The sequence below is a fragment of the Crassaminicella profunda genome (assembly GCF_019884785.1).
Classification (GTDB): domain Bacteria; phylum Bacillota; class Clostridia; order Peptostreptococcales; family Thermotaleaceae; genus Crassaminicella; species Crassaminicella profunda.
In genome coordinates this window covers 388,199-413,149 of record NZ_CP082326.1, presented here as the reverse complement: position 1 = coordinate 413,149, position 24,951 = coordinate 388,199, and the positions used below count along the sequence as shown (strand labels likewise).

Sequence of the window (24,951 nt, the reverse complement as noted above, 5' to 3'; positions counted from 1 at the left end):
ACTTTTTTATACGATATTTCCAAAATTTACGTTACTCCTGTAAATAATCTTTTATTTTTATCACTTCATTATTTTTAATATAAACTCTTGGAATACGTCTTCCAACCATACATACAATTTCATAGTTGATAGTATCCAATAAATTTCCAATGTCATCTGCTAATATGGTATTATTTCCATCTGTTCCTATTAAAATCACTTCATCTCCAACCTGAACATTTTCTACATCTGTTACATCAAGCATACATTGATCCATACAAATTCTACCTACAACAGGTACTTTCTTACCAGCTACCAAAGCTTCTGCTTTTCCTGATAACATTCTTGTAAACCCGTCTGCATATCCAATAGGAATGGTAGCAATCTTTGATTTTTTATCTGTCACATATTTTAATCCATAACTAATGCCAATCTCTTGATCTAACTCTTTTACATGACTAATTTTTGCCTTAAGTGCAAGAGCTGGCTTTAGCTTAATCACATCTTTTCTTACTTCATCTGATGGATACAATCCATAAAGAATCACCCCAGCACGAACCATATCTAAATTCATTTCAGGTAAATCAATAATCCCTGCACTATTAGATACATGCTTTACTTTAATATTTATTCCTTCTGTTTTTAACCTATTCGAAAAATGTATAAACTTTTCATACTGTCCATACGTAAAAGTTTTATCTACTGCATCTGCTACTGCAAAATGCGTAAACATACCTTCTAACATTACATTTGGTAAATTAGCTATTTCTTTTACGATAGAAACTGATCCTTCATTAGGTTGAAATCCTATTCTACTCATACCTGTATCCAATTTAATATGAAAGATTACTTCTTTCTTTAGTTCTTGTGCTTTTTCTGAAAACTTCTTTGCTTGTTCTAATGAATAGATGGTCTGGATAATTTTATTTTTTATAATTTCTTCAGCATTACTCTCTGGTGTATATCCTAAAATCAATATAGGTACATCTTTGTATACACGTCTTAGCTCTAATGCTTCTGAAAGTGTTGCAACAGCAAATCGATCTGCTCCATTTTGAAGAAGTGTTTCTCCAATTTCTACAGCTCCATGACCATATCCATTGGCTTTAATTACAGCAGTTACCAATGTATCCTTTCTTACGACCTTTCTAATTTCTTTCATGTTGTGAGCAAGATGATCTAAATTAATTTCAGCCCACACAGGTCTTGTTTTTTCTAATGATAACATTTTTATCCCCCCATTTTTTTATGTATGTTATCCTTTGTAACCTAAGTAAAAAAATCATTTAGTCATTAAAAACATCTCATCTCCAAGCTTTGGATTATACTGAAAGTCACTGTATTTTATCTCTATTCTTTTTTCACCCTTTATGTCAAATACCTCTAATAAATAAGGTTCTAACGCATCTAGATCTATCCATAATCGTTCTTTATGATAATATACATGATTCCCTGGAATATCTGTATCGATCTTAATATATTCCTTTTTTTCTAATTTTTCTATACTCCCCTTCACCTGTTCTGAATTTAGAGAATTTCTTATAAAATATCCTAAAAACATATTTTGCTCCTCAGAATTTAAAAATTCCTCCATCATCCAAGTCTGCTCAATTCCTGGATGATAAATCCAAGCCTTATTTCCATTACCTATAATCATTTTCCCCTTTGAATCTTTGGGACCTATTACTTCTAATTTATATTTATTAGGCTTTTTAAACCATTGCTTCATGGTATGTTTTTCTGGATTTTTATTCCCTGTAGAAATTATTTCTACTTGGCAGCTATAGCTTTCCATTTTATTTAACTTCTTTTGGGCTTTATAAAATAGTTCTTGTTCTGTTTTAGGTTCACACCCTACAATAAACATAATAAGTAAAATAATCCATATTATCCTTCTACTTCTCATTATAACCCCTCCACGTAAAAATTCCTATATTCATCTTTACGTGGAATTCATCTCTCTTATGCATTTATATTTATCTTCCTACAACTTCCTTTATGGCAAAAGGAATTTCTTTTAAAATATCAGATGCTACTAAACCATATTCACCAAACTTTTCTGCTGCTATATCTCCTGCTTTTCCATGAATATAGACACCTGCAACAGCTGCTTTTAACGGCTCTATTCCTTGTGCAACAAGTCCTGTTACAATCCCTGTAAGTACATCTCCACTTCCTGCTGTAGCCATACCTGGATTCCCCGTTGTATTGATAAATATTTCTTCCTTTGGTCCTGCTACAATTGTTCTTGCTCCCTTTAATACCACTACTACATTCCACTTTTTAGCAAACTCTGTTGCTACCGCTATTCTATTGTTGTTTATATAATCAATCTCAAGGTCTGTCAACCTTGCCATCTCTCCTACATGAGGCGTCATAATAGTTGGACACTTGATTAAATTTAAAAATTCTTTTCTATTGGCCAAGGAATTCAATGCATCTGCATCTAAGATCATAGGCTTATTTGTATGTTCTAAAATATTTCTTAAAAGCTCTTCAAGTTCTCTACTTCTTCCACTACCCGGTCCTATAGCCATCACATTACTTTCTTCCATTGTTTTAAGGATTTTTTCAATATCACGAATCCCTACAACACCTTTTTTAAATTCAGGTAAAGGTACTGTAATCACCTCTGTAAGCCTTGTTTCCATAATGGTATTTAAACTTTGTGGAACGGGCATTTTAATGATTCCTACACCACTTTTAAGTGCCGCTTCACAAGAAAGAATTGCAGCCCCAGTCATACCTGTAGACCCTGCTACAATATAAGCTTTCCCATAACTTCCCTTATGCGTATCTCTGTTTCTAACAGGCATAATCTCTCTAACCATATCCATTGTAATAAAGTTTGTATTTAACTGCATCTTTTCAATAGCTTTTTGTGGAATCCCAATGTCCTTTAAAATCAGCTCTCCTACATAATCTGCTCCCGGATAATTGAGGTTTCCAATTTTAGGAAGTGCCAAGACCACAGTTTTGTCTGCCTTCACTGCTGTACCATAAACAGCTCCATTATTTGCACTGATTCCTGATGGGATATCAATAGATATCACTTCTTTTTCTGATTCATTAATTGTATGAATAATTTCCCCAATCAATCCATCAATTTCTCTTTTTAATCCTGTCCCAAAAATACCATCCACTATAATACTACAAGTTTTGATTATTTCTGAAAACTTCTTTAAATTATTCACACCTACTAAAATCTGAATATCTATTTCCAATTTATGAATAATATCATAGTTTATTTTTGCATCTCCACTTATATCCGATGGATTTCCTATAATAAATACCTTTACAGGTATTCCTTTGTTGAATAAATGCCTTGCTGCAACAAAACCATCTCCACCATTATTTCCTAATCCACAAACAATAATAACTTCTTTATTTTCTTTCTTCTTAACAGATTTTAAAATTTCATGAGCAACAGCTACCCCTGCATTTTCCATCAATATTATACCTGGTATGAAAAACTCCTCCATTGCCATATGATCTAATTGTTTTATTTGTTCACTATTTACAATTTTCATAAAAAAATTCACTCCTTATGGCTGTTCCCTTAATCATTCTTTATTCATTTGCAAAAGCTTGTGCTATAGCATAATCTCTGCTATGAGAAATACTTATAAGTATTTCTTTAATCCCTTGGTCTTCTGCTATTTTTTTTGCATTATTATAAAGAAAGACATGTGGTTTTCCTAACGCGTCCCTATATATTTCTATATCTGTCCACTTAAAGTTTCTAAGCCCCGTTCCCAATGATTTCATAACAGCCTCTTTTGCTGCAAAATTTCCAGCAATGGTGTTCCTGCGATAATTAATCATTGAAAAATAATCCATCTCTTTTGTTGTAAATATCCTCTGTAGGAATTTATCATTCCTAGCTATAGCATTAGATACTCTTTCTATTTCTATAATATCTATTCCTATTCCTTTCATCATTTTATCTCCAATCTATTTTCCATAGTTATATTTTACCTAAAAATTGTCTTATTAGCAAAAAAAGCATGTAAGAATTACATACTTTTACGTAATTTTTACATGCCTTAAAGAAATTCTTTATCTAATTTATTCGTTTGTTCATAACCTAATGTATTATGCAAATAAGCGTATAGCACTTCTACTCTACTTTCTAAGTTTAATTTTTCATCCCAACTACTCTTCAATTGATCTCTTAGTTTTATAATCTCTTCTGTAAGGGTTTTTAGTTTCTCATTACCATCCTCTATATCCTTATAAGCAATTTCAATAGACTCTTTAAGGAGTTCCATATTTAACATTTCTATTTCCTTTGGTAATGTTTCTATCTTAAATTGAAACTCATCTAAACGATCATTCACCTGGAGTAATTTTTCTTTTGCATCTTCTAATTTAATGAGTGCTTCTTCATTCTTACTATTATTTACTTCATCAGATAATTGAAGAATCCTCCCCATCAAATTTTGCTTGAGTTTCCTATGAACTTTCATCTGCTTCATTGCATCTTGCTCTTCAGCTACCTTTTTTTCTAATTCTTTTGCCACTCTTTTCATAGATTTTGTCATATAGGGTTCAAAAAGAGCTTTCCACTCTGCATCTTTTGTTAATACAGGTATCTTATTTTTTTTCATAATATATTCATCTAGAACAATGTTCTTTGCCATTACCCTAACCTCCAAATTATTCCCTTATCTTACTAAATGTATCGTAAACAAAGAGCATTCGTTATAATAGGTCTACAGTCCTGTATTTTATGCAATTCCTAAAAACTTCGTTGCCATTGTAAAATAAATAAGTAATGATACAGCATCTACAATTGTTGAAATCATTGGACTGGCCATAATAGCAGGATCCAGCTTTAAAGCTTTTGCAATAATAGGTAATGTTCCCCCAACAAGCTTTGCTAATATCACTACAACAATGAGTGTAAGACATACAGTAGCAGCAATTCTAATATCTACATGCTGAAAATAATAAATTCGGATAAAATTTACAAAGGATAAAATAATACCTACAACACAGCTCACTCTTAATTCTTTCCAAACTACTTGCAAAATATCACTAAGATCAATCTCATCTAGCGCCATTCCCCTAATCACAAGGGTAGCTGACTGGGCCCCTGCATTTCCACCTGTTCCCATAAGCATAGGCATAAAAGCTGCAAGGGCTACAACAGATTGAAGTACATCTTCAAATTTACTAATAATGCTTCCTGTAAGGATAGCTGAAATCATTAGGGCCATCAACCAAACAATTCTTTTTCTTGCCAATGTAAAAACACTTGTTTCAAGATATTCTTCTTCAGAAGGCTCCATAGCTGCCATTTTATGAAAGTCTTCTGTATTTTCTTCTTCTATAACATCCACAATATCATCTATAGTAATAATTCCAAGAAGTCTTTCTTCCTTATCTACAACAGGTAATGCAATAAAATCATATTTTTTAAAGACATGGGCAATTTCTTCTTGATCATCAAAGGTATTTACATAAATAACCCCTGTATCCATGATCTCTTCAATCGTCTTATCATCATCACTGACAACAATTTTTCTTAAGGACACGATTCCTTCTAATTTACGGTTCACGTTCATCACATAGCAAGTATAAATAGTTTCTTTATCAATTCCAATTTTTTTAATATATGCCATAGCCCGCTTCACAGTCATTTCTTTTTTAAGTCCAACATACTCTATAGTCATCAAGCTTCCTGCAGAATCTGCAGGATAATTTAAGAACTGATTAATGAGCTTTCTTTCATCTTCTTTTGTATTTTTTAATATTTTCTTTACAATAATTGCAGGCATTTCCTCTAGCATATCAATCATATCATCAAAGAACAGCTCGTCCATGATGTATCTTATTTCTTTATCTGTAATTGCATTAATAATATACATTTGATTTTCATTGGATAAATTTGAAAATACATCTACTGCAATATCCTTTGGCATCATTCTAAAAAGAATCAGTGCATTATTTGTATCCATTTCTTCTAATAGCTCAGCAATATCCACAGGATTCATTTCTAACATTTCCCGTCTTGCATCAGCATATCTTTTGGTGTTCATTAGTTCAATTACATAATCTTTCATCAAAAGCCCTCCTTTAGAAGAGCCATAAACACCAAATGATGGTTATGGCTCTATTCAAAATATTCATTTCACTAGTTTTCCGCTTCGGTAAGGGACTAGCATCCACAACCATCACCAACCTTTCGTTATTTTATGAAAACAAAAAAACTCTACTCAACAGTAGAGAAAAATATCTTTTCCTATGTTGAGCTTTAGCACTATTGAGCTTTGACCATATGGTCAGCTGCATTAAATATAACCTTCGCGATTATACCTGTTAACCCGTTGGCGTCTCTCGACATTTCCGGGCATCAGCGTATATCTCAATAGGAGCCTCACCTAACATTAATGTTAACTTGTCTTTATTATTATATGCTATATTACTCTACTTATCAAGGTTTTCAATATGTATTTCATTTTAATTATTCGTTTATTATTTCCTAATTATATCTAGAAAAAACAAATAGAATTCGACTATTTATATTTAAAATCACCCTTTATTTTTAATAAATTTTAATATTTTAGGTTGACGAACTTAGCAATCAGTAGTAAAATAGGTTTAATTAATTTTCAGAAAAATAAATCAAAAAAAGTGATGACGGAGAGAAAAATACTATTCCTTTAACTACAGAGAGCTGATATTTGCTGAAAATCAGCGTTAAAGCAGTATATAATAATCACTCCGTAGCTGCCAAATCGAAACCATTAGAGTAGATAAGGCCGGGATTCTACATCAGTTAGAAGTGCCACCGTTATATGGCTAGGGTTAATATTTGACCTGAAGAGATAATTCATGTGAATGAATTGTAAATTAGGGTGGTAACACGGGAAAAATCTCTCGTCCCTAAGATATAATGTTATATCTTAGAGACGAGGGATTTTTTAATTTAACCAATACAAAGGAGGATTTTTTATGAAAAGTGATCAAATAAAAAAAGGTGCAAAAGGAGCTCCTGTAAGATCTTTATTTTATGGAATGGGATATACAAAAGAAGAAATAGACAGACCCCTTATTGGTATTGTCAATGCTCAAAATGAAATTATTGCAGGTCATATGCACTTAGATAGAATTGCACAAGCTGCTAAAATGGGTGTTGCCATGGCAGGAGGTACTCCTGTAGAATTCCCTGCAATAGGTATTTGTGATGGGATTGCCATGGGACATGATGGGATGAAATATCCATTAGCAAGTCGTGAGCTTATTGCAGATTCTATTGAAGCTATGGCAATGGGTCATGCTTTTGATGGATTAGTTTTAATCCCAAACTGCGACAAAATCGTTCCAGGAATGCTTATGGCTGCTGCAAGATTAAATATTCCAGCCGTTGTAGTTAGTGGTGGTCCTATGAGAGCAGGAGAGCATAATGGTAAAGCATTAGATTTTAGTAGTGTGATCGAAGGAGTTGGATCTTTTAAGGACAATAAAATGACTGCAGAAGAATTAGAAGAATTAGCAAGAAAATCCTGCCCAGGATGTGGTTCTTGCTCAGGACTTTTCACTGCAAATAGTATGAACTGCTTAACAGAAGTACTAGGAATGGGACTTCCTTACAACGGTACTGCTGCAGCTCACTCAGGTGAGAGAATTCAACTTGCAAAATATGCAGGAATGAAGGTTATGGAATGTATTAAAAATAATATAAAACCATTAGATGTTCTGACAATTGATGCCTTTAAAAACGCAATCACTGTAGACATGGCTATGGCTGGTTCTTCTAACACAGTACTTCATCTACCAGCAATCGCTCATGAAGCAGGTATAGAATTACCCCTTGAATTATTTGATGAAATCAGTCAAGTAACTCCATATCTTACAAAGCTTAGCCCTAGCGGTAAGCATCATATGGAAGACTTACACCGTGCTGGAGGAATCCCTGCTCTTATGAAGGAACTCACAAAAAAAGATTTAATCAACCTAGAAGCTATGACTGTTACAGGAAATAATGTTGGTGAAAATTTAAAAACCCGAAAGGTATTGGATACAGATATCATCCATCCTATTGAAAGCCCTTATAGAAATAAAGGCGGCCTTGCGATCCTAAGAGGAAACTTAGCAGTAGATGGGGCCGTTGTAAAAGAATCAGCTGTAGCTGATGAAATGTTAGTACACGTTGGCCCTGCAAAAGTATACAACTCAGAAGAAGAAGCAGTAAATGCCATTTTTGATGGAAAGATTATAAAGGGTGATGTAGTAGTTATCCGATACGAAGGTCCAAAGGGTGGTCCTGGTATGAGAGAGATGCTATCACCAACCTCTGCCATTGCTGGTATGGGACTTGATAAAGACGTAGCACTTCTTACGGATGGTAGATTTTCTGGGGCTACTCGTGGTGCTGCTATTGGTCATGTTTCTCCTGAGGCTATGGAGGGAGGACTTGTTGGTCTTGTTGAAAATGGAGATATCATTAGTATTGATATTCCTAATAAAAAGTTAGAAGTAAAATTAAGTGATGAAGAGATTGAGAAACGTAAAGCAAACTTTGTAAAACCTGAACCTAAAGTTACAAAAGGATATTTAGCAAGATATGCAAAATTAGTAACTTCTGCAAGTACAGGAGCTGTATTAAAGTAAAGGAGAGATAACCATGACATTTTTAGAGAAAATCAGCAATACTGCAGGAAAATATTTTGCAGTATGGGTAGTTTTAGCAGCTGCTATAGGGCTTATAAGCCCTACAGCTTTTCAATGGGTATTACCACAAATTGCACTACTTTTAGGAATTATCATGTTTGGAATGGGAATGACCCTAAAAGGAGAAGATTTTAAACTTGTATTTTCTAGACCAAAAGAAGTAATTTTTGGTGTGATTGCTCAATATACATTAATGCCATTAATTGCATACGGTATTGCAGTTATTTTTAATCTTCCACCAGATTTAGCTGTTGGAGTAATCCTTGTAGGAACATGTCCAGGTGGAACATCTTCAAATGTTATGACCTATTTAGCAAAGGGAGATTTAGCATTATCTGTTTCCATGACATCTGTTTCTACCCTTTTGGCACCATTCTTAACACCAATGGTAACTCTTTGGTTAGCAGGAAAATGGATTCCAATTTCTGCTACTGCTCTATTTATCTCTATTGTTAAAATAGTATTAGTTCCTATTATCTTAGGACTTATTGCAAGAAAATTCTTTGGTAATGCCGTTAATACAGGAATCAAGATTCTCCCTCTTATTTCGGTAGTATCTATTGTATTGATCGTTGGAGGCGTTGTTGGTGTAAATGCAGAAAGAATTCTTTCTACTGCTTTAACTATTTTTATGGTAGTCATTCTTCACAATATGCTAGGATATTTACTAGGTTATTTCATTGCATCAAAGCTAAAAATGGGTGAAGCAAAAAGACGTGCTGTAGCTATTGAGGTAGGTATGCAAAATTCAGGACTAGCCGTATCCTTAGCAATGACTCACTTTAATCCTGTAGCTGCAATCCCAGCTGCTATATTCAGTGTTTGGCACAATATTTCAGGCCCTCTACTAGCTACATTTTGGTCTAATAAAACAAATTCACTTGATAAAAGTAATGCATAATTTAAAGCAGTCCATGTGGACTGCTCTTTTTACAGTTCATAAAAATTATTCTGGTTAAATATTATACTTAATAAACAAATATCTATATCCCCCTTTCATAGATCATCCTTAAGCTATTTGAGTTTGTTCTTATTTTTTCTCCCACATTCTTTTTAATATTCTATTTACAAACTAAGTAAATATTCTACTCATTCCCATTAACATATATCCACCTATCAATCCAATCAATACACTAGAAAATGTTCCAATTAAATAGTATTCTGCAAATTCTTTTTTTGTTGTTATTTTATCATACCTTGCAATAGACTTTGCAGCTATTACAAATCCAATTGCAGAAAGAGCATTATTGATTACTAATGTTATGATTAATAATCTCTCGAGAATACCTATTATCTTGCCTGCTTTCTTTAATCCTTCATTATCATTTGCAGATTGAGTTACGTTTTCTATATCCTTTAGAATCTTTGATATAAAATAGCCTCCACCTACTCCAAAAAATAAATAAACAATTCCATATATTAATATTTTATTTAGAATAGTTCCCTCTTGCATGTTCTCCATAGCTACAGTTTTACTAATTTGATTAAAGACAATTATTGTTTTGGGTTTAAATAAAAAACTGCAAAACTTGGTAATATAATCATGCTGTGGAAAATTAAAGAAAGTCCATCCACTAAAAATAATGAATACATGAATCACTTGGTCGATTAAAAATAACATCCACTCTTGAAGTTGATTATATTTGTTTTGAATGCTGTAATTCAAATAATCTATTCCTATATGCGATACAGATATAATCATGCTATATAATAGCACTACTTTAAATTGGTATCTTAATAAAAGCATTATAAATACTATCATAAATACAGAAAAACCATGTTTTAAAAAAGCTACCTTCACCATATTTCTTTTATCATTTATAATTTTATCTGTTTGAAAAACAAAATCTGCTAGGATATGTGCAAATATTGCTATCAATAATACCGTCATATGAATACGCTTCTCCTATTCCTTATTATTTATATTTTTTAAAGAATTAGATCTTTACTCGTGAATTTTAAAGCTTTCAAGCTTTACTCTTCCACTTTAAAGGTTAGTGACTTTACTTCTTCAATCCCTTATTTTTTATTCCTTCAAAATCAACTTAATCATTACATCTTTGAAGTAAACCTTTCAAATTCTTTTCCACTGCAACAATTGACCTCCAATTTGCTAAATCACACCTTTGCTGAACAGCAGACTTAGAAATAGACAATTGCCTTGAAACTAACTCATAAGTTCCAAGTGATTCATATAACATGATTGTTTCCCATTGTTCATCATTCCAATTTCTAATGATGCTATCTACTAAAATATATATAGAATTCAAAGATAAATTTAAGGCTTCGTTCATTGACCATAAATATGTTGCTGGATAATGTTTTTTATATGGTGTACTATGCTTTCTTTGTAATTTATTTAAGGTATCCATAGCATCCCTTGCTAAATAAAAAGCCTGCCCATTCATGTCCCACGAATTATGATTTTGATTGTCCAATATGGCTTCAATATAACCAATTCCAACTCCTAATCTTAATTGAAAGGGTCTACAATAATATCTTACATTCCGTATAACTTCAGGTAAAAATTCAATATTATTCAAAACAGCTTGAATTTCATCTCCTCTTGATAGAACAAAAGAAGTAAACAGTTCATTTTTTAGTTTTTTATTTAATTGATCTAATTTATTATTAATTTCTTCTTTTGCATTTAAATACTTTCTAGATTTAATAATATCTGCTGTAATTACACAAAATGGTTGCATAATTCCTCCTTGAATTCATCTTATTAAAAGAATATTAGTATTTTAGTTTCATTTTACTTTAATAGTCTATAATTTTCAACAAATCATAACTGGAATAAATTTCTTGTATTGATGTATTTAACTACATTTCATTTTTCAAGAGCAATAAGCCTGTACAATAATTATCTAAGTATCAAAATGAATAATATTTCCTCATATAAAAGTGCACCTCCAAAAGTTAAATTTTGTATCTAACTTTTGGGGTACACTTTAATTTTTAGATGTCTTTATTTACTTTCTTGATTTTTTTCAATTAATTCCTCACATTTTAAATCAACGAACTCTGCTACTAACTCTCTATATTTTTTTCTTATAACTTCTTCAGAAGTGATCTCTTCTTTTGGCAGTGCAGAATGATTCAGTACCCATTTCACAAGTTTATTGGTAATACATTCATTGCAAAGTCTATCAATTAGATTATTTTTCTTTTGAAGAATGACAGTTTCATCAATTTCTTTGCTTTCCATTTCTTTAAAGGCTTTATCTATTTCATTAATAGCATAATCTTCTTTTATTATAAAAGGATTGATAATATAGTATTCTTTTAAAGAATACCATCTCACAATATCTTTTGGCAATTCTTTAATAATTAACTCTTTATACTTATCAAAGGGATACAATGTATCTTGCGCATACTTTTCTCCCAATTTTAGAATATTTTTTTTATAAGTATCACTATCAACTTTTATGGTTACTGGTCTGTTATTTTCTTTTCCTATTTTTCTTAGGATAAAAATTTCTTGTCCATATAAAGAATATATATATTCAATATAAAATTTATCAAATACCCATTTTGAAATATCTATTGAATCCTTTTCAAAATATAAGGAATCAATTATTAACTCATTAGTTATATCTTTTCTATTTGTTAATTTTTCAATTTCTTCGACTACATCATTTGCTGTTTTTTCATACTCATATCCTAACTCATAGTAATCATCTTCATTCATATATATAAATGATTTTTTATCAAAAAGCTCTTTTACTGTCATATTAAAATTTTTTCCTGTTTTTTTATTTAAAATTGGAATCTTTAGAACTAAATCATTACACAAATCATCTAAAATACTCTTATGCTCTATTTTAAGAATCTCGCATATCAATTTCATTTTAAAAAATATATAATCATAACAACCCTTAAATCGATTTTTATTTTCAGGTTTAGATATAGACTTAATGAATTTTTTTAAGCATCTAGGCAATATTTCTTTCATTAAAAAATCATTTAATCTCTTTAATTCATGTCGCTTAATTTTTCTTCTTGCAATATTAAGGATCTTTTTTGTTTCACTATTTAGTAGATCCCATTCAACAGCTATCGGTATATTTCGGATACGTTCTCTGCAAACTCTTATTCCTCTAAAATTATAATTTAAATTTTCATAATATGTATCTGAATTTTGAGATATATTAATATGTAAATATGAACCTCTTATTTTCTCTAAAATATGCATAGATATATCTCCATTTTTTTCTGGAACAAATGCATATCTTATTTTATCATCCTCATTATCCCACTTTAAATCTTGATCATATTCCATACACATACTATCTATTTTGATTTGAATGCTATTTTCATTTTCTTCTATAACTGAATATTTCTTTCCAAGCATTCTTTCTATATAATTTCTATATTCTTCAAATTTATCAACATCTTCTTTCACAAATAAATCCTCTTCAGTAGACTTTTCTTTTTTTATTTTTATGATAGCTTCTGTTCCATTCCTTCTATAGCTATTTTCATCCTCCTCTAGATCTTTTACTGTTACATACCCATTTTCTTTTCTTGAAACAAAAGTAATCTCTTTTAAATTTTCATCATCATATTTTGTTCTCATAATGATTTTATTAGTCACCAAAAAGGATGACATCAATCCTAATCCAAAAGCACCTGTTGGTCTAAGCCAACAAGGCATACCTTCAATAAAATCAACAAGCTTTTTATCAGAAGACCAACTCTCTCCAATGGAAACCATTCTTTGTAAGTCTTCTGAAGAAATGCCACACCCATAGTCTTTAAATAAAAAAGTGGTATATACATATTCATCCTTTTCTTCCTCTGTAATACTTATTATAATAGGATAATTTCTCCAAATTTCATTTGGAAGATCAATAGGAAACTGTAGCTTTTCTTTATAATCAATATGCTCTTTTCCAAAGGAATGCTTGTTATTATCTATCTTTTTTAATAGAAAATCATAAATACCACTTTTTACATCCTTCCATATTTGAATTTTTGTAGCATCCATTGCATTTTGTATTAATTCTCTTATAAATACAGTATTGCTATCTTCATAAATTTCTGAACCCTCTAATATTTCAAATGCTTTTTCTTGTTTGATTTCAAACCGCAAATTAGCTTGTTCTTTATAATCATCTTTTCCTTCTAAATATAATTTTTTCTTGCCAAATCGTGGTGCTACTCCTAAAAAGTCATCTTGTACAATTTCAGACCAATGCAATGCTAAATTCTTGATTTCATCCTCTAGCCAATCAATCCATGCTTTTGTTTCTCTATAAATTTCTGGTGCATCACAATTAGCAGATACCTCTATGATCTTTGGCTCAATCAAAAAATGTGTAATAGATGCATGCTTTGCTTTATGAATTTTTGATCTTTTAGGCATTTTTAAAAGCATCCTTTGATAAACATTAGAAAATCTGCCATCATCTAAATCTAATAAATCTCCAAGTCGAATCATTGTTGCAATAAATCGTGGATGTATTTTATCATTCCCAACACCATTAGCTTTCCGGTCTAATTTTAGTACATCCTCAAAGGGTTGATTATGTAAAAATGCTATTTGTCCTGTTAAATCCTTAAATCTTTTAGGAACTGAATTAAAGCCACCTATTTTCAATCCAAAAATATCTTCTAAATCCTCAATAGCAATTTTACTTTTTTTAGCATGTTGTCTTCTAAAATATTCTGCTGCTAATATAATGACATACTCTCTCACTCTAATAGGCCAATCTATTTTCGTCTTAAAATCTTCTACATTCTTTAAATACCTTGCTGCTTCAATATATTCTATATCATATCCATCATATTTAGCATTACTTATATCCTCTAAAAAATTTTGAAAATCATCTTTTTCCCAATTATCTTGCATCACATTACTCACAATAATCATTCCTGTATCGTGCAAATAAGCGGACATTAATAACAACCATGTATCCGTTGGACTCAATTGCTTAATCCGATCCGCTCCCAATAACAACTCAATATTTCTAATAATAGTCAATGAATGACTTTCATCATGATTGCTATAATGTGGATAAATATGTGAAACGCCATTTAATGCCTGTCCAATTTTTTTCTGATCTAACACCCAATTAGCATATAATTTTTGATATTCTACATCTATATCTTGAAAACTTTCTAAATGTTTCATCAAAGTATAATCCATCTACATCCCTCTTTCATAGATACATAAAAAATAATATTTAAATTTATTTTCTAATACTGTATAGAAATATAAATCACTTCTCTTTTCTATTTTAAATAATTTTTCAGAAACTTTTTGTCGTTTTCCGTCGTTAATTTTAAATTAACAAATGAAAAGACAGCCTTAAAGAAAAAATTTAAAAATATTTTTGATAAAATAATTTAGAGCAGTCCATGTGGACTGCTCTTTTTAATCATTTCACCAAATCAATATCACCCGAAACTGTATTAATATTAATTGTATTTTTTATTTCTTCATCATTTCCAACATTCCCATAAAGATTGTTTCTACCTTTATTTTTCTCTATTTTTATAGGAAATTCACAATTAATTTCTCCAGATGTAGAACTTGCTTGTAAACGAAACAGCGCTGTTTTAGGAAGCTTTATTTCAACATTTCCAGATGTAGATTTGAAAGCTAAATCATCCTTTAAACTTTCAACTTTTGTAGCTATATCTCCAGATACAGATTTTGCATATAATTTTCCTTTAGATGATTCTATTTCTATGTCTCCTGAAATAGTTTTAAAGGTTGCATTTTTTCCATCTATTATGTCCCCTTCAATATCACCTGATACAGTTGAAATATTAGCTATTTCTATTTGAAGCTTTCCAAAATTAATATCTCCTGATACTGCTTCTATATCTATATCTTTTGAATAATCCTTTGGAATGTATACATCTAAATGAGTATCCGATAAACTTCCTTTTCCTATATTAATGACCATTTCATTTTTCTTTTTTTCTTTTACAAATATAGCTTTGTCTTTTTTTTCTATGTTTAATGGACTTATCTTCTCATTCGTTGTTCCATAAAAATGAATCTTTATATCTTTCCTATCTTCTGGAATCACCTTCACATTCGTACTGATCATATCTATATAGATCTTCTCAACATTTTCTATTTCCAGATTTTTAGTAATATCCACATCATTCTCAATAGACTCTCGATTAACAGAATTCGTTATATGTAAAATATTTTCTCCAGCTTGCATAAATAATCCCGCCGAAATCCCAAAGGACACAATCATAATAGCAACTGTCCATACAATAAACTTTTTCATCTTTCTATTCATCTTAACCCCTCCTACTAAGGTTAGTACTGATTATTTTTTTATGATTTTCAAATTCATCTTCAAATATTTTAGTGTAAGCTTAAATAACCATTTTGCCAAATAACAATTTCCTATAAGAAAAAGTACCCCTAATGCCGTTATACCTATGCCTAAAAAACTTGTTGCTACCGGATTTGAAGTCATCACTATGGGCATAGAGATTAATGAACCAAGTAATGGCTTTAAAACAACTCCAGCAAATACTGACACTCCACCAACTAATACACCAATAGCCCCTCCAAAAAGACCTATCAAAGCTCCAACAACACCTAAAAAAGGTCCTAGTACAAATACTATATTAAAAAAGCCAAGTGCAACAATTGTAACTACAGCTTTTAGAATATTTGAAAATGATGGATTCTCTGTTGCTTGATGGATTACATTATTTGCTATATATTGCTTTGCAATTTCATGGGGATTTCCTAAATCCTTAATGATTTCATCTTCTGTTTTACCTTCTGCTAAGGCAAAGGTAAAATGTTCCTCATAATCCTTTAAAATTTCTTCTCTTTCTTCTTTTGAAAGTTTTTTTAGTAATTCTTCTAATTTCTTTAAATAATCACTTTTATTCACTTTCCTCATCCCTTCCAACAATTTTGTTAACCCCTTCTACAAAAGCAAACCATTCTTTGGTTAATTCTTCTTTTGCTGTCTTTCCTTCCTCTGTTAATTGATAATATTTTCTTGGTGGTCCTTCTTGAGATTCTTTAAGGTATGTGGTAAAGAGTCCTTCTTTTGTTAACCTTCTTAATAAGGGATATATAGTTCCTTCTGATATAGTAATACTTTCAGAAATATTGTGTACTAATTCATAGCCATAACAATCTTTTGTACTTAAAATGGATAATACACATAATTCCAGTACTCCTTTTTTGAATTGAATATTCATCCTTATATCTTTCCTTTCGGTGAATTATTTTTTATCTTTAAAAACATTATATAGCAAGCTACTGTTTAATACAAGGTACTGTTTTTAAAAAGTACCTTCTTGTTAGAATCATTTTTTTCACGTATAATATTTCTTTGGAGGTGAACATGATGAATCCTAATGATCATACACAAGAAGTAGAAGAGGCAATCATTGCTTTTAAGAAAATTAAACGAAGGCAACTACTAATCAGTATTCCTTATATCATCTTAATCCTTGCATTCATAGTGGTTCGCATATTCTTCCCTGAATTATTATCATTTAATCCATTCAAAGAAGGTTATATGGGCATATCCGGTGGTGTCTTAACTAGACTTTTCGCAGGTTTTATTATATCCTATGTAATTTTTTCAAAAAGCTTTTGGAAATGTCCTTCCTGTCATAGATATCTTGGAAGAGGAACGCCTAAATGTTGTCCAAACTGTGGGATCAGGCTTCAAGAAGAGTAAAAAAGTGTAACCTATTCTAATAGGCTACACTTTTTTATTTTTCTAATTTTTCATCTAATCGATCTAATATCAAATTGTATCCATCCGCTCCATAGGTAAGACATCGATTGATTCTACTGATAGTTGCTGTACTTGCTCCTGTTATTTCTTCTATTTCGTTGTAAGTTTTCTTTTCTCTTAAAAGCTTTGCTACTTTAAGACGCTGGGATAGTGCTTGAATTTCTTTTATAGTGCAAATATCTTCAAAAAATCTATAACATTCCTCTGTATTTTGGAGTAATAATATTGCTTCAAATAGTTCGTCCGTAAACGTATTTTTTAATTTTGACTCGTAAGTCATCACGTCACCACCTTTTCCCTTTATCTAAATAATATTCTATATTTATTTATTATCTCCTTTTTATTGAAATATAATTTTTTTCGAAAAAGTATTGACACAATTCTAAAAAATGATTATACTCAATATTAATCAAAGAAAAATTAAATAAACGGATATCTCTTATCCAGAGAGGTGGAGGGACTGGCCCTATGAAACCCGGCAACCGGCATATATTTATGCAGCGGTGCCAATTCCTGCGATACATTTGTATCGGCAGATGAGAGAAAGAAGACATTGTTCTATATGCCTCTTTCTCAATGAAAGAGGTTTTTTTAAACCCTCTTTTATTCACGGGGGTTATTTTATTATCTATTCATTTTAGCACTATACAGTTTTAAAGGGGTGAAGCAATGATAAGAATTAAAAATTTATCAAAGGTTTATACAAAAGGAAGAAACAAAGTAACGGCTCTTAAGGATATCTCCTTAAGTATCGGTCAAGGAGATATTTATGGCATTATTGGTCTTAGTGGTGCAGGAAAATCCTCTCTTATTCGCTGCATCAATAGATTGGAAGAGCCTACAAGCGGTGATATTTTTGTAAAGAACATAAACTTAGTAACTTTAAAAAGTAATGAACTAAGAAATGCAAGAAAAAAAATGGGAATGATTTTTCAAAACTTTAATCTATTGCATAGTAAAACCGTCTTTGAAAATATTGCATTTCCATTGAGACTCATGAAAACACCTGAGAAGGTTATTAAGGAAAAAGTAAATAGTTTACTTGAGCTTGTAGAGTTATCTGATAAAGCTCACGTTTATCCCTCTCAGCTAAGTGGCGGTCAAAAACAAAGAGTGGGTATTGCCAGGTCTTTAGCAAATGAGCCTGATGTACTCCTTTGTGACGAAGCAACATCAGCACTTGATCCAAAAACCACAAAACAAATTTTAAATCTTCTTAAGAATATCAACAAAGAGTTTGGATTAACCATTGTTATCATCACCCACGAGATGGAAGTGATTAAAGAAATTTGCAACCGAGTAGCCATCCTTGAAGGTGGATACATTGTAGAGGAAGGTTCTACTATTGATATTTTTTCAAAGCCTGGTAACTCTGTGACAAAACATTTTGTAGATCACGATCAATATTTACCTAAGCAATATTTAAAAGGAAAAGTATTAAACCTCTCTTTTACAGAGAACAGTGCAGGGGAACCACTTATTTCAAAGATTACGAAGAAGTTTGATGTAGATGTAAATATTCTTTCTGGGAAAATTGAATATATCCAAGAAAAGCCTATTGGAAAACTTACTATTCAATTGAATGTAGATTGTCATCAATTATTAGATATTTTATCTTTCCTAGAAGAAAATCATGTAAAAGCGGAGGTGTTAAAACAATGAATCATTGGATAGAACTTCTTACACCATCTTTATTAGAAACCTTATATATGGTATTTGTCTCTGTATTTTTCACAATTCTATTTGGATTACCCTTAGGAGTGATTCTTGTTGTAACAGATAAAAATCATATTCTTCCAAATCCATGGCTGAATGGCGTTCTTTCATATATTATCAATATATCAAGATCACTACCATTCATCATTTTGATGATCTTTATTATACCTTTTACAAGACTTGTTGTTGGAACAACTATTGGAACAACTGCCGCAATTGTTCCATTGGTCATAGCTGCAACCCCTTTCTTTGCAAGAGTTGTAGAAACAAGTATAAGGGAAGTAGATTGGGGTGTGGTAGAAGCTTCTATTTCCATGGGAGCAACCCCTAGCCAAATCATTTTTAAGGTACTAATTCCTGAGGCAATGCCTTCATTGATTCTTGGTATTACTATCACTATTATCAATATTCTAGGCTATTCTGCTATGGCTGGTGTTGTTGGAGGAGGTGGACTTGGAGATTTAGCTGTAAGATATGGGTATCACCGTTTCCAAACAGATGTAATGATTATGACAGTAATCTTACTGATTATCCTTGTACAAATCATTCAAACTGCTGGCAATAGATTTTCACAAAACATTAATAAAAAATAAAAAAATATAAATTGGAGGTATGAAAAATGAAAAAAAATATTTTGAAAGTATTTGTATGTTTATTAACTTTATCCTTATTATTTACAGGATGTGCAAAAAAGGAAGAGCCTACTACTGCTGAACCTAAAGAAAATGAAGCTGTAACCCTTACAATTGGTGCAACACCGGTACCTCATACAGAAATACTAGAGTTCATCAAGCCAAAACTTGAAAAAGAAGGTATACAATTAGAAATTAAAGAGTTTACGGACTATGTAACACCAAACCTTGCTTTAGCAGAGAAAGAAATTGATGCCAACTTCTTTCAACACTTACCTTACTTAGAAACATTTAATAAAGAAAGAGGATTAGATCTTGTAAGTGCCGTAAATGTTCATGTTGAACCTCTTGGTTTATATTCTAAAAAAATTAAATCTCTTGATGCATTAGAGAATGGATCTACTATCACCATTCCAAATGACCCAACAAACGGAGGACGTGCACTTATTTTACTAGATACAAAAGGAATTATCAAATTAAAGGAAGATGCAGGACTTGAAGCTACCGAAAAAGATATTGACAAAAATCCTAAAAATCTAGTCTTTAAGCCAATTGATGCAGCACAGCTTCCTCGAACATTAGATGATGTAGATGCAAGTGTCATCAATACAAACTTTGCTTTAGAAGGTGGGTTAAATCCTAAAGAGGATGCTTTATTAATAGAAGGAAGCGAGTCCCCTTATGCAAATATCGTGACCGTTCGCCCTGAAGATAAAGATAGTGAAAAAATTCAAAAACTTATAAAAATACTACAATCTGAAGATGTGAAAAAATTTATCGAAAAAAAGTACAATGGTGCAATCGTTCCTGCGTTTTAATACAAAAATCATATCTTTCCCCCCTTTGTGAAATACTAATACAGAGGAGATGATACGATGAAAGATGAAAAAGGAATTCATTCTGATTCAGAAAGACCACAAGATCAAATTGATTCCACCTATAATAAAGAAGACTATCCCATCATAGAAAAAACACAAAATGCTTATGTAATGCCTCTTGATATGCAAAGAGATATAGATGTAATCGATTCTTCTAGATTTTATGAAAAACCTATAGAAAATACTAAAGAATAAATTTAAAAGACCTTCCTATCAAGATAAAGATAGGGGATATACAGAATGAAGACAAGGTGGTCATTGACCTCCTTATCTTCATTTTTTATCCCCAAAATTCAGGTTGTTCTTGATGATTAGATCTAATAGCTTTTTTTACTATGGTAAGATTGATTTTTTGATGATCATGTTCAAAAGAGCAAGGATATTTTTTACCACATTTTTCACATTCTATATATTCTTTTGAGTTAACTTCTTCTCTATTATCAAATAAAAAGGGCAGATTTTCTGATTGATTGCTAAAATTCTTGTTATTTAATGTATTTATTTTGTATGTGTATACATAAGTAGCTTCATGCTTCATTTTTAAATATTTACTATTACAATTAGGACATATTAAAGGCTCATTAATATTCAACTTAACAGTTCCTTTCTTATTAGGATTATATTGTATTATGTGCTTTTTTCTTATATTTATTCTGAAAAATACAATATCTAGTTTCTTCTTTTATCCCTCTATTGCTTTTTTTGTCGTTTCATGCTACAATTTCCAAGCATTACTATTTTTTGAAAGGAGCAATCATTATGAATACTTCTATAATTATTTTATTAGTAGGTATATTTACAATTATCTGTACACTAACCAAACCAGCCTTTTATTGGGAAAGCCGTAAAGCTAGAGGATTAAGAAGGTTTATAGGCGATGGTGGAGCAACAATTGTTTATTTACTTCTTGGGGTTTTTTTCTTAGGTTTTAGTATAACTAATCTTTTAGGCTTTACACATTTTTAAAATCCTATCAGGTGATGAATTATCCATCACCTGATTTTTTTCATTTTTCTCTTCTTTTCTCTAAAGAGAAAAATACCTATCATAATCAATAACATCATCCATAAAGAAGGTTCATCCATTTCCGTCATATCTCCTATATGGACTGGTTTTTTCCTCGCTAAAATTTGTTTTTGTTTTTCTAACATAACTTTTTCTTGAGCTTCATTTTCAAGAACAATAAAAGAAGTCATAGGACTCATGACCTGAGACATAATGCTATTTTTTACAATAGATAAAGATTTTTCATAATATTTCTCTGGATGAAGTACATAGCTCATATACAAACCTTGAAGAACTAATCCATTTTCCCATTTGAAATTTTTCATCATTTCCATATTCATCTCTAAACCTGCATCTAAAAGAACTATGCTATCGTTTCTTGTATCTGATAGATAAAAGGTTTTACCCTTTTCATTTTCCCAAATAAAAACAGGTATTTTCTCTACTTCATTTATAACTTTTTCTTTCCTGTTTGTATCTATGTAACCTTCTACATTATTATTTCTATCTAAATGATAATAATATACCCCTTCTGGACACGCAAAGGAAAAATCATCCATATGCTCTCCATCTACAGCTTTGTCTAAATCATCTGTAACAACTATAATCACAGGACGCTCACTACTATTCTTTATATAGTTTTCATAAATTATCCTCTTTACTGTATATTCTAAAAAGAATCCACCTTTTACATCTACGTATTTTAAATCTTTTTCCCACTGCTTATCATAAGGAATCCTTTTTTCTTCAAAATTTATAGCAACAATTTCCTTTACATCCTCTTCAATATGATGCTTCTTAATATAATCTTTCACTCTTTTTATGTAATCATTTATTTTATTTTCGTTTCCTTCTGAATAATCTAGTACAAAATAATATTTTTGCTCCCTTGTTGTTTTTTCTAGTTTTTTCTTCACTTCCTTTGGAATATAGGCAATCTCTTGATTGATAAGAATTTCTTCTTTCTTTAAAGAATTTATATAATCATCTTTTAAATCAATATTATGTCCATCTATGTTAAAGGTAATAGGTCCTTTATGAATAATTTCTATCCCTGTTTTTCTTACTTCTCCCCTATTGAATGGAAAAATTTTGAATTCCATGTGATTATTTCCTATATCTGTTAAAATCCCTGGATCTCTCCTTATTTTTTTTGTATTTTCATAAATCCAATTAGCAGCTCTTTTATCTGCAATTAAACCATATTTTTTTTCAGTTCCTACATATAAATAATAATTACTAATATAACTTCCCTTTGGCAACTTAAACAGGGTGTCATATTCTTCTTGATCTCTCCCTTTATTTTCTATTTCTAAGTTAATCCAACTTTTTAACACCTTTTCTTCTTTATCATAGACTGTTTTTGTATAGATGTCTTTAATAAATACATTTTCATTACTATTTTCTACTTGTCTTTTATTTCCTAAATGAATATCTGATTTTCCCAAAAACACTTTTTCTAACTTCATTATTTTTCGACTAGATATAGATAATCCATCTAGTACATATTCATGATAAAGAGCAGTAAAATAGGGAATGTCTGTAGTGAAAAGATCCATCTTTTCTCTTTTATTTCCTTTTATATATTTTATATTTTTTAAAGCTCTTTTCACACCTGCTGGGTCTATATTGGCTTCATGATCATCTTCATAACTTCTTTCATAAGTAAATGTCAGCGCCTTATCTAAATTTTCTTTATCGTTTTTTATCGTCACCATGGTAAAAACAGGAATAGTTAATATCCCGATACAAAGTAATGTAATTAAAACATTCCTAGGATATACCCCTTTCAAATACTGATAATCAGACCATAAAGATTGTACATGTAAAAACATTAAAACCAATGGGGTAAGCATTAATATGCCAAATCCTAAAAAAATCATTCCTATCAATGAAAATGGTAATAGGGGAAGAAAAACTAAAAAAAAGTAAAAAGTAAAAACAAAGGTAATACTTTTCAATCCCCATAAAACAAGTCTCATTCTTTTATTATCCCTATCAGGAATTAACATGAGTCCCCCTGTAATAACAGCAAATAAATAAAACCCCACGTGTGAAAAATCCCCAAATATATTTCCTAATCCTTGATTTACAGCTAATCCTATCACTGAGGCTACAAGGTTTAAAAAAGCTAAATTTTTCTGCCATAAATTAGATTTTCTCTTTAAAATTCTATAAATAATTCTTATGAAAAAGAAGAAAAACCCTATTATACTCACAATAAATAATATAGGCATCATCTTTTTTATAGAATTATTTGCACCCCACAATATATACATAGACAAATAACTTAATGCTGGAATACCTATCATACGATAAAAATCCTTTGAATTACTGCCTATTTTCATTTTTTCCACAGTAAAATGCACCATCATTAGCATTGAATGAATGAGCCCTGGCATAATAAGTGTCAAGACAGTCATACCAGGTCTTATCCCTAAAAACATATATGCTGGAATATTAGAAGGAATAATTTCTGTATACTTATAAGAATAAACACTTAAAAATATAGTATAGACACTGAATATCAAAATAGCACATAAAGGTTGGATCTCCTTTTTCTTTATCCAGTTATTTATATTCCATAAGGTAAATATAAAACAAGCTGCCCCTAGATAAAGAGATAAAAATTTCCAGTAACCAATATTGCTTTCATTTAATTCTGAATGAATCAATCCAAATATTTTATAATACAGAATAAAAATGAAAATTTGAGGAATGGTTAGCGTAACAAATATCAGATAAGGTTTATAAAGTTTATTCATGAGTCTTCTCTCCTTTATCTATCATTTTTGAAAACAGATAATAAGTAATAATTAAAATTATAAAATAAAAAATAACCCCAATAGATTGATGGATCAATCTTTCATATTTTATATTGAAGGTTATGATATGCATCATCAAAGAAGCCCCTATAATCCTTGATGCATTTGCAATAATTGTAATTACATATGAAACCGTAAAAAAAATCAATAATGCTGGTAATTTATTTTTATTCTGTATCTTAGAAATGAAAGAAAAACTAATCATTAAAAATACCATGATGAAAAAATTCGCCCCTGAACATCCTCTACTAATATGCATTTTTAAATCATTATTGATAAATCCAATGCCTTCATAATATTGAAAAGAAACACCTAAAAACAATTCCACTACTTTTGTTACAGGTTTTAGGATATATAATACGTATTGAAAATTTCCATATCGGAAAATAAATTTTATGTATATTGCCATAAATAAGGCTATTCCATACGCAAGTAAGTTCACTTTGTCACCCCCATAATTTTACATCTTCATTATACATAGTTCATTATCTTT

Annotated in this window: 24 protein-coding genes, 2 riboswitches and 1 other annotated feature; of the genes, 8 read left to right on the top strand and 16 right to left on the bottom strand. The window is 30.7% G+C overall.

From position 1 onward, the window contains the following. Positions 1 to 31: 31 nt before the first annotated feature. The 6 genes from alr to mgtE all read right to left on the bottom strand — a co-directional run bounded on the left by alr (position 32) and on the right by mgtE (position 6,047). Positions 32 to 1,207: an alanine racemase gene (gene alr / locus K7H06_RS01740; protein ID WP_223038269.1), complete on the bottom strand. Its 1,176-nt coding sequence runs from the start codon at positions 1,205 to 1,207 to the stop codon at positions 32 to 34. Between the two features lie 54 nt (positions 1,208 to 1,261). After that, positions 1,262 to 1,885, bottom strand: coding sequence for a LolA family protein (locus K7H06_RS01735; RefSeq protein ID WP_223038268.1), 624 nt, complete (start codon positions 1,883 to 1,885; stop codon positions 1,262 to 1,264). Positions 1,886 to 1,955: 70 nt separating this feature from the next. After that, complete coding sequence (locus K7H06_RS01730) at positions 1,956 to 3,509, bottom strand: NAD(P)H-hydrate dehydratase (RefSeq protein ID WP_223038267.1); 1,554 nt, start codon at positions 3,507 to 3,509, stop codon at positions 1,956 to 1,958. A gap of 40 nt (positions 3,510 to 3,549) precedes the next feature. Continuing rightward, positions 3,550 to 3,921 carry a holo-ACP synthase gene (gene acpS / locus K7H06_RS01725; protein WP_223038266.1) on the bottom strand — a complete coding sequence of 124 codons (372 nt, stop codon included), beginning with the start codon at positions 3,919 to 3,921 and terminating at the stop codon, positions 3,550 to 3,552. A gap of 104 nt (positions 3,922 to 4,025) precedes the next feature. Beyond that, positions 4,026 to 4,622 (bottom strand): hypothetical protein, encoded by a 597-nt coding sequence (locus tag K7H06_RS01720; protein ID WP_223038265.1) that lies wholly within the window; start codon positions 4,620 to 4,622, stop codon positions 4,026 to 4,028. An 87-nt stretch (positions 4,623 to 4,709) separates the two neighbouring features. Beyond that, on the bottom strand, positions 4,710 to 6,047 hold the full coding sequence (mgtE, locus tag K7H06_RS01715) for a magnesium transporter (protein WP_223038264.1): 1,338 nt from the start codon (positions 6,045 to 6,047) through the stop codon (positions 4,710 to 4,712). 169 nt (positions 6,048 to 6,216) lie between these two features. Next, positions 6,217 to 6,380: riboswitch (M-box (ykoK) riboswitch) on the bottom strand. A 232-nt stretch (positions 6,381 to 6,612) separates the two neighbouring features. Then, positions 6,613 to 6,875, top strand: a binding site (T-box leader). Between the two features lie 64 nt (positions 6,876 to 6,939). Here mgtE and ilvD point away from each other — a divergent pair. Together ilvD and K7H06_RS01705 are read left to right on the top strand one after the other, a co-directional pair. Then, on the top strand, positions 6,940 to 8,598 hold the full coding sequence (ilvD, locus tag K7H06_RS01710) for a dihydroxy-acid dehydratase (RefSeq protein WP_223038263.1): 1,659 nt from the start codon (positions 6,940 to 6,942) through the stop codon (positions 8,596 to 8,598). A 13-nt stretch (positions 8,599 to 8,611) separates the two neighbouring features. Beyond that, entirely contained in the window at positions 8,612 to 9,559 is a 948-nt protein-coding gene (locus K7H06_RS01705) for a bile acid:sodium symporter family protein (protein WP_223038262.1), read from the top strand. Between the two features lie 171 nt (positions 9,560 to 9,730). Here the strand turns inward: K7H06_RS01705 and K7H06_RS01700 are convergent, their stop codons facing one another. From K7H06_RS01700 to K7H06_RS01675, 6 genes are all read right to left on the bottom strand, one after another. After that, positions 9,731 to 10,549, bottom strand: coding sequence for a DUF3307 domain-containing protein (locus K7H06_RS01700; protein WP_223038261.1), 819 nt, complete (start codon positions 10,547 to 10,549; stop codon positions 9,731 to 9,733). 154 nt (positions 10,550 to 10,703) lie between these two features. After that, the gene (locus tag K7H06_RS01695) at positions 10,704 to 11,363 is read right to left on the bottom strand and encodes a SatD family protein (protein WP_223038260.1); all 660 of its coding nucleotides are present in this window, start codon (positions 11,361 to 11,363) and stop codon (positions 10,704 to 10,706) included. Positions 11,364 to 11,629: 266 nt separating this feature from the next. After that, the gene (locus K7H06_RS01690) at positions 11,630 to 14,812 is read right to left on the bottom strand and encodes an HD domain-containing protein (RefSeq protein WP_223038259.1); all 3,183 of its coding nucleotides are present in this window, start codon (positions 14,810 to 14,812) and stop codon (positions 11,630 to 11,632) included. Positions 14,813 to 15,044: 232 nt separating this feature from the next. Next, on the bottom strand, positions 15,045 to 15,926 hold the full coding sequence (locus K7H06_RS01685; RefSeq protein ID WP_223038258.1) for a DUF4097 family beta strand repeat-containing protein: 882 nt from the start codon (positions 15,924 to 15,926) through the stop codon (positions 15,045 to 15,047). A 30-nt stretch (positions 15,927 to 15,956) separates the two neighbouring features. Then, entirely contained in the window at positions 15,957 to 16,538 is a 582-nt protein-coding gene (locus K7H06_RS01680) for an HAAS signaling domain-containing protein (protein WP_223038257.1), read from the bottom strand. Then, complete coding sequence (locus K7H06_RS01675) at positions 16,531 to 16,854, bottom strand: PadR family transcriptional regulator (RefSeq protein WP_223038256.1); 324 nt, start codon at positions 16,852 to 16,854, stop codon at positions 16,531 to 16,533. Before K7H06_RS01675 ends, K7H06_RS01680 begins: the two co-directional genes overlap by 8 nt. A 149-nt stretch (positions 16,855 to 17,003) precedes the next feature. Here K7H06_RS01675 and K7H06_RS01670 point away from each other — a divergent pair, with 149 nt between their 5' ends. Beyond that, the gene (locus tag K7H06_RS01670) at positions 17,004 to 17,342 is read left to right on the top strand and encodes a hypothetical protein (protein ID WP_223038255.1); all 339 of its coding nucleotides are present in this window, start codon (positions 17,004 to 17,006) and stop codon (positions 17,340 to 17,342) included. Positions 17,343 to 17,376: 34 nt separating this feature from the next. On the opposite strand, the gene K7H06_RS01665 is transcribed toward K7H06_RS01670, so the two are convergent. After that, positions 17,377 to 17,682 (bottom strand): YerC/YecD family TrpR-related protein, encoded by a 306-nt coding sequence (locus K7H06_RS01665; protein WP_223038254.1) that lies wholly within the window; start codon positions 17,680 to 17,682, stop codon positions 17,377 to 17,379. Positions 17,683 to 17,838: 156 nt separating this feature from the next. Then, a riboswitch (SAM riboswitch) is annotated at positions 17,839 to 17,945 on the top strand. A gap of 126 nt (positions 17,946 to 18,071) precedes the next feature. On the opposite strand from K7H06_RS01665, the gene K7H06_RS01660 reads away from it, so the two are divergent. From K7H06_RS01660 to K7H06_RS01645, 4 genes are read left to right on the top strand one after another with little or no spacing between them, the layout of a single operon-like run. Beyond that, complete coding sequence (locus K7H06_RS01660; RefSeq protein ID WP_223038253.1) at positions 18,072 to 19,064, top strand: methionine ABC transporter ATP-binding protein; 993 nt, start codon at positions 18,072 to 18,074, stop codon at positions 19,062 to 19,064. Next, positions 19,061 to 19,711: a methionine ABC transporter permease gene (locus tag K7H06_RS01655; protein ID WP_223038252.1), complete on the top strand. Its 651-nt coding sequence runs from the start codon at positions 19,061 to 19,063 to the stop codon at positions 19,709 to 19,711. The genes K7H06_RS01660 and K7H06_RS01655 overlap by 4 nt, the downstream gene beginning before the upstream one ends. Positions 19,712 to 19,737: 26 nt before the next feature. After that, the gene (locus tag K7H06_RS01650) at positions 19,738 to 20,568 is read left to right on the top strand and encodes a MetQ/NlpA family ABC transporter substrate-binding protein (protein WP_223038251.1); all 831 of its coding nucleotides are present in this window, start codon (positions 19,738 to 19,740) and stop codon (positions 20,566 to 20,568) included. A 57-nt stretch (positions 20,569 to 20,625) separates the two neighbouring features. Continuing rightward, positions 20,626 to 20,823, top strand: coding sequence for a hypothetical protein (locus tag K7H06_RS01645; RefSeq protein ID WP_223038250.1), 198 nt, complete (start codon positions 20,626 to 20,628; stop codon positions 20,821 to 20,823). Positions 20,824 to 20,908: 85 nt separating this feature from the next. On the opposite strand, the gene K7H06_RS01640 is transcribed toward K7H06_RS01645, so the two are convergent. Next, positions 20,909 to 21,220: a hypothetical protein gene (locus tag K7H06_RS01640; RefSeq protein ID WP_223038249.1), complete on the bottom strand. Its 312-nt coding sequence runs from the start codon at positions 21,218 to 21,220 to the stop codon at positions 20,909 to 20,911. A gap of 167 nt (positions 21,221 to 21,387) precedes the next feature. Here K7H06_RS01640 and K7H06_RS01635 point away from each other — a divergent pair, with 167 nt between their 5' ends. Further along, on the top strand, positions 21,388 to 21,594 hold the full coding sequence (locus K7H06_RS01635; RefSeq protein WP_223038248.1) for a hypothetical protein: 207 nt from the start codon (positions 21,388 to 21,390) through the stop codon (positions 21,592 to 21,594). Between the two features lie 26 nt (positions 21,595 to 21,620). Here K7H06_RS01635 and K7H06_RS01630 read toward each other — a convergent pair whose 3' ends face one another. After that, the gene (locus tag K7H06_RS01630; protein ID WP_223038247.1) at positions 21,621 to 24,398 is read right to left on the bottom strand and encodes an MSEP-CTERM sorting domain-containing protein; all 2,778 of its coding nucleotides are present in this window, start codon (positions 24,396 to 24,398) and stop codon (positions 21,621 to 21,623) included. Beyond that, complete coding sequence (gene xrtK, locus K7H06_RS01625) at positions 24,391 to 24,900, bottom strand: exosortase K (protein WP_223038246.1); 510 nt, start codon at positions 24,898 to 24,900, stop codon at positions 24,391 to 24,393. The genes K7H06_RS01630 and xrtK overlap by 8 nt, the downstream gene beginning before the upstream one ends. Positions 24,901 to 24,951: the final 51 nt, after the last annotated feature.

Coding starts and splice junctions, on each gene's coding strand:
- K7H06_RS01650 (WP_223038251.1), top strand. CDS start 19,738: ATGAAAAAAAATATTTTGAAAGTATTTGTATGTTTATTAACTTTATCC.
- K7H06_RS01685 (WP_223038258.1), bottom strand. CDS start 15,926: ATGAATAGAAAGATGAAAAAGTTTATTGTATGGACAGTTGCTATTATG.
- K7H06_RS01735 (WP_223038268.1), bottom strand. CDS start 1,885: ATGAGAAGTAGAAGGATAATATGGATTATTTTACTTATTATGTTTATT.
- K7H06_RS01645 (WP_223038250.1), top strand. CDS start 20,626: ATGAAAGATGAAAAAGGAATTCATTCTGATTCAGAAAGACCACAAGAT.
- K7H06_RS01720 (WP_223038265.1), bottom strand. CDS start 4,622: ATGGCAAAGAACATTGTTCTAGATGAATATATTATGAAAAAAAATAAG.
- K7H06_RS01665 (WP_223038254.1), bottom strand. CDS start 17,682: ATGACTTACGAGTCAAAATTAAAAAATACGTTTACGGACGAACTATTT.
- K7H06_RS01705 (WP_223038262.1), top strand. CDS start 8,612: ATGACATTTTTAGAGAAAATCAGCAATACTGCAGGAAAATATTTTGCA.
- ilvD (WP_223038263.1), top strand. CDS start 6,940: ATGAAAAGTGATCAAATAAAAAAAGGTGCAAAAGGAGCTCCTGTAAGA.
- K7H06_RS01695 (WP_223038260.1), bottom strand. CDS start 11,363: ATGCAACCATTTTGTGTAATTACAGCAGATATTATTAAATCTAGAAAG.
- mgtE (WP_223038264.1), bottom strand. CDS start 6,047: ATGAAAGATTATGTAATTGAACTAATGAACACCAAAAGATATGCTGAT.
- K7H06_RS01730 (WP_223038267.1), bottom strand. CDS start 3,509: ATGAAAATTGTAAATAGTGAACAAATAAAACAATTAGATCATATGGCA.
- K7H06_RS01690 (WP_223038259.1), bottom strand. CDS start 14,812: ATGGATTATACTTTGATGAAACATTTAGAAAGTTTTCAAGATATAGAT.
- K7H06_RS01655 (WP_223038252.1), top strand. CDS start 19,061: ATGAATCATTGGATAGAACTTCTTACACCATCTTTATTAGAAACCTTA.
- alr (WP_223038269.1), bottom strand. CDS start 1,207: ATGTTATCATTAGAAAAAACAAGACCTGTGTGGGCTGAAATTAATTTA.
- K7H06_RS01675 (WP_223038256.1), bottom strand. CDS start 16,854: ATGAATATTCAATTCAAAAAAGGAGTACTGGAATTATGTGTATTATCC.
- acpS (WP_223038266.1), bottom strand. CDS start 3,921: ATGATGAAAGGAATAGGAATAGATATTATAGAAATAGAAAGAGTATCT.
- K7H06_RS01670 (WP_223038255.1), top strand. CDS start 17,004: ATGAATCCTAATGATCATACACAAGAAGTAGAAGAGGCAATCATTGCT.
- K7H06_RS01630 (WP_223038247.1), bottom strand. CDS start 24,398: ATGAATAAACTTTATAAACCTTATCTGATATTTGTTACGCTAACCATT.
- K7H06_RS01635 (WP_223038248.1), top strand. CDS start 21,388: ATGAATACTTCTATAATTATTTTATTAGTAGGTATATTTACAATTATC.
- K7H06_RS01660 (WP_223038253.1), top strand. CDS start 18,072: ATGATAAGAATTAAAAATTTATCAAAGGTTTATACAAAAGGAAGAAAC.
- K7H06_RS01700 (WP_223038261.1), bottom strand. CDS start 10,549: ATGACGGTATTATTGATAGCAATATTTGCACATATCCTAGCAGATTTT.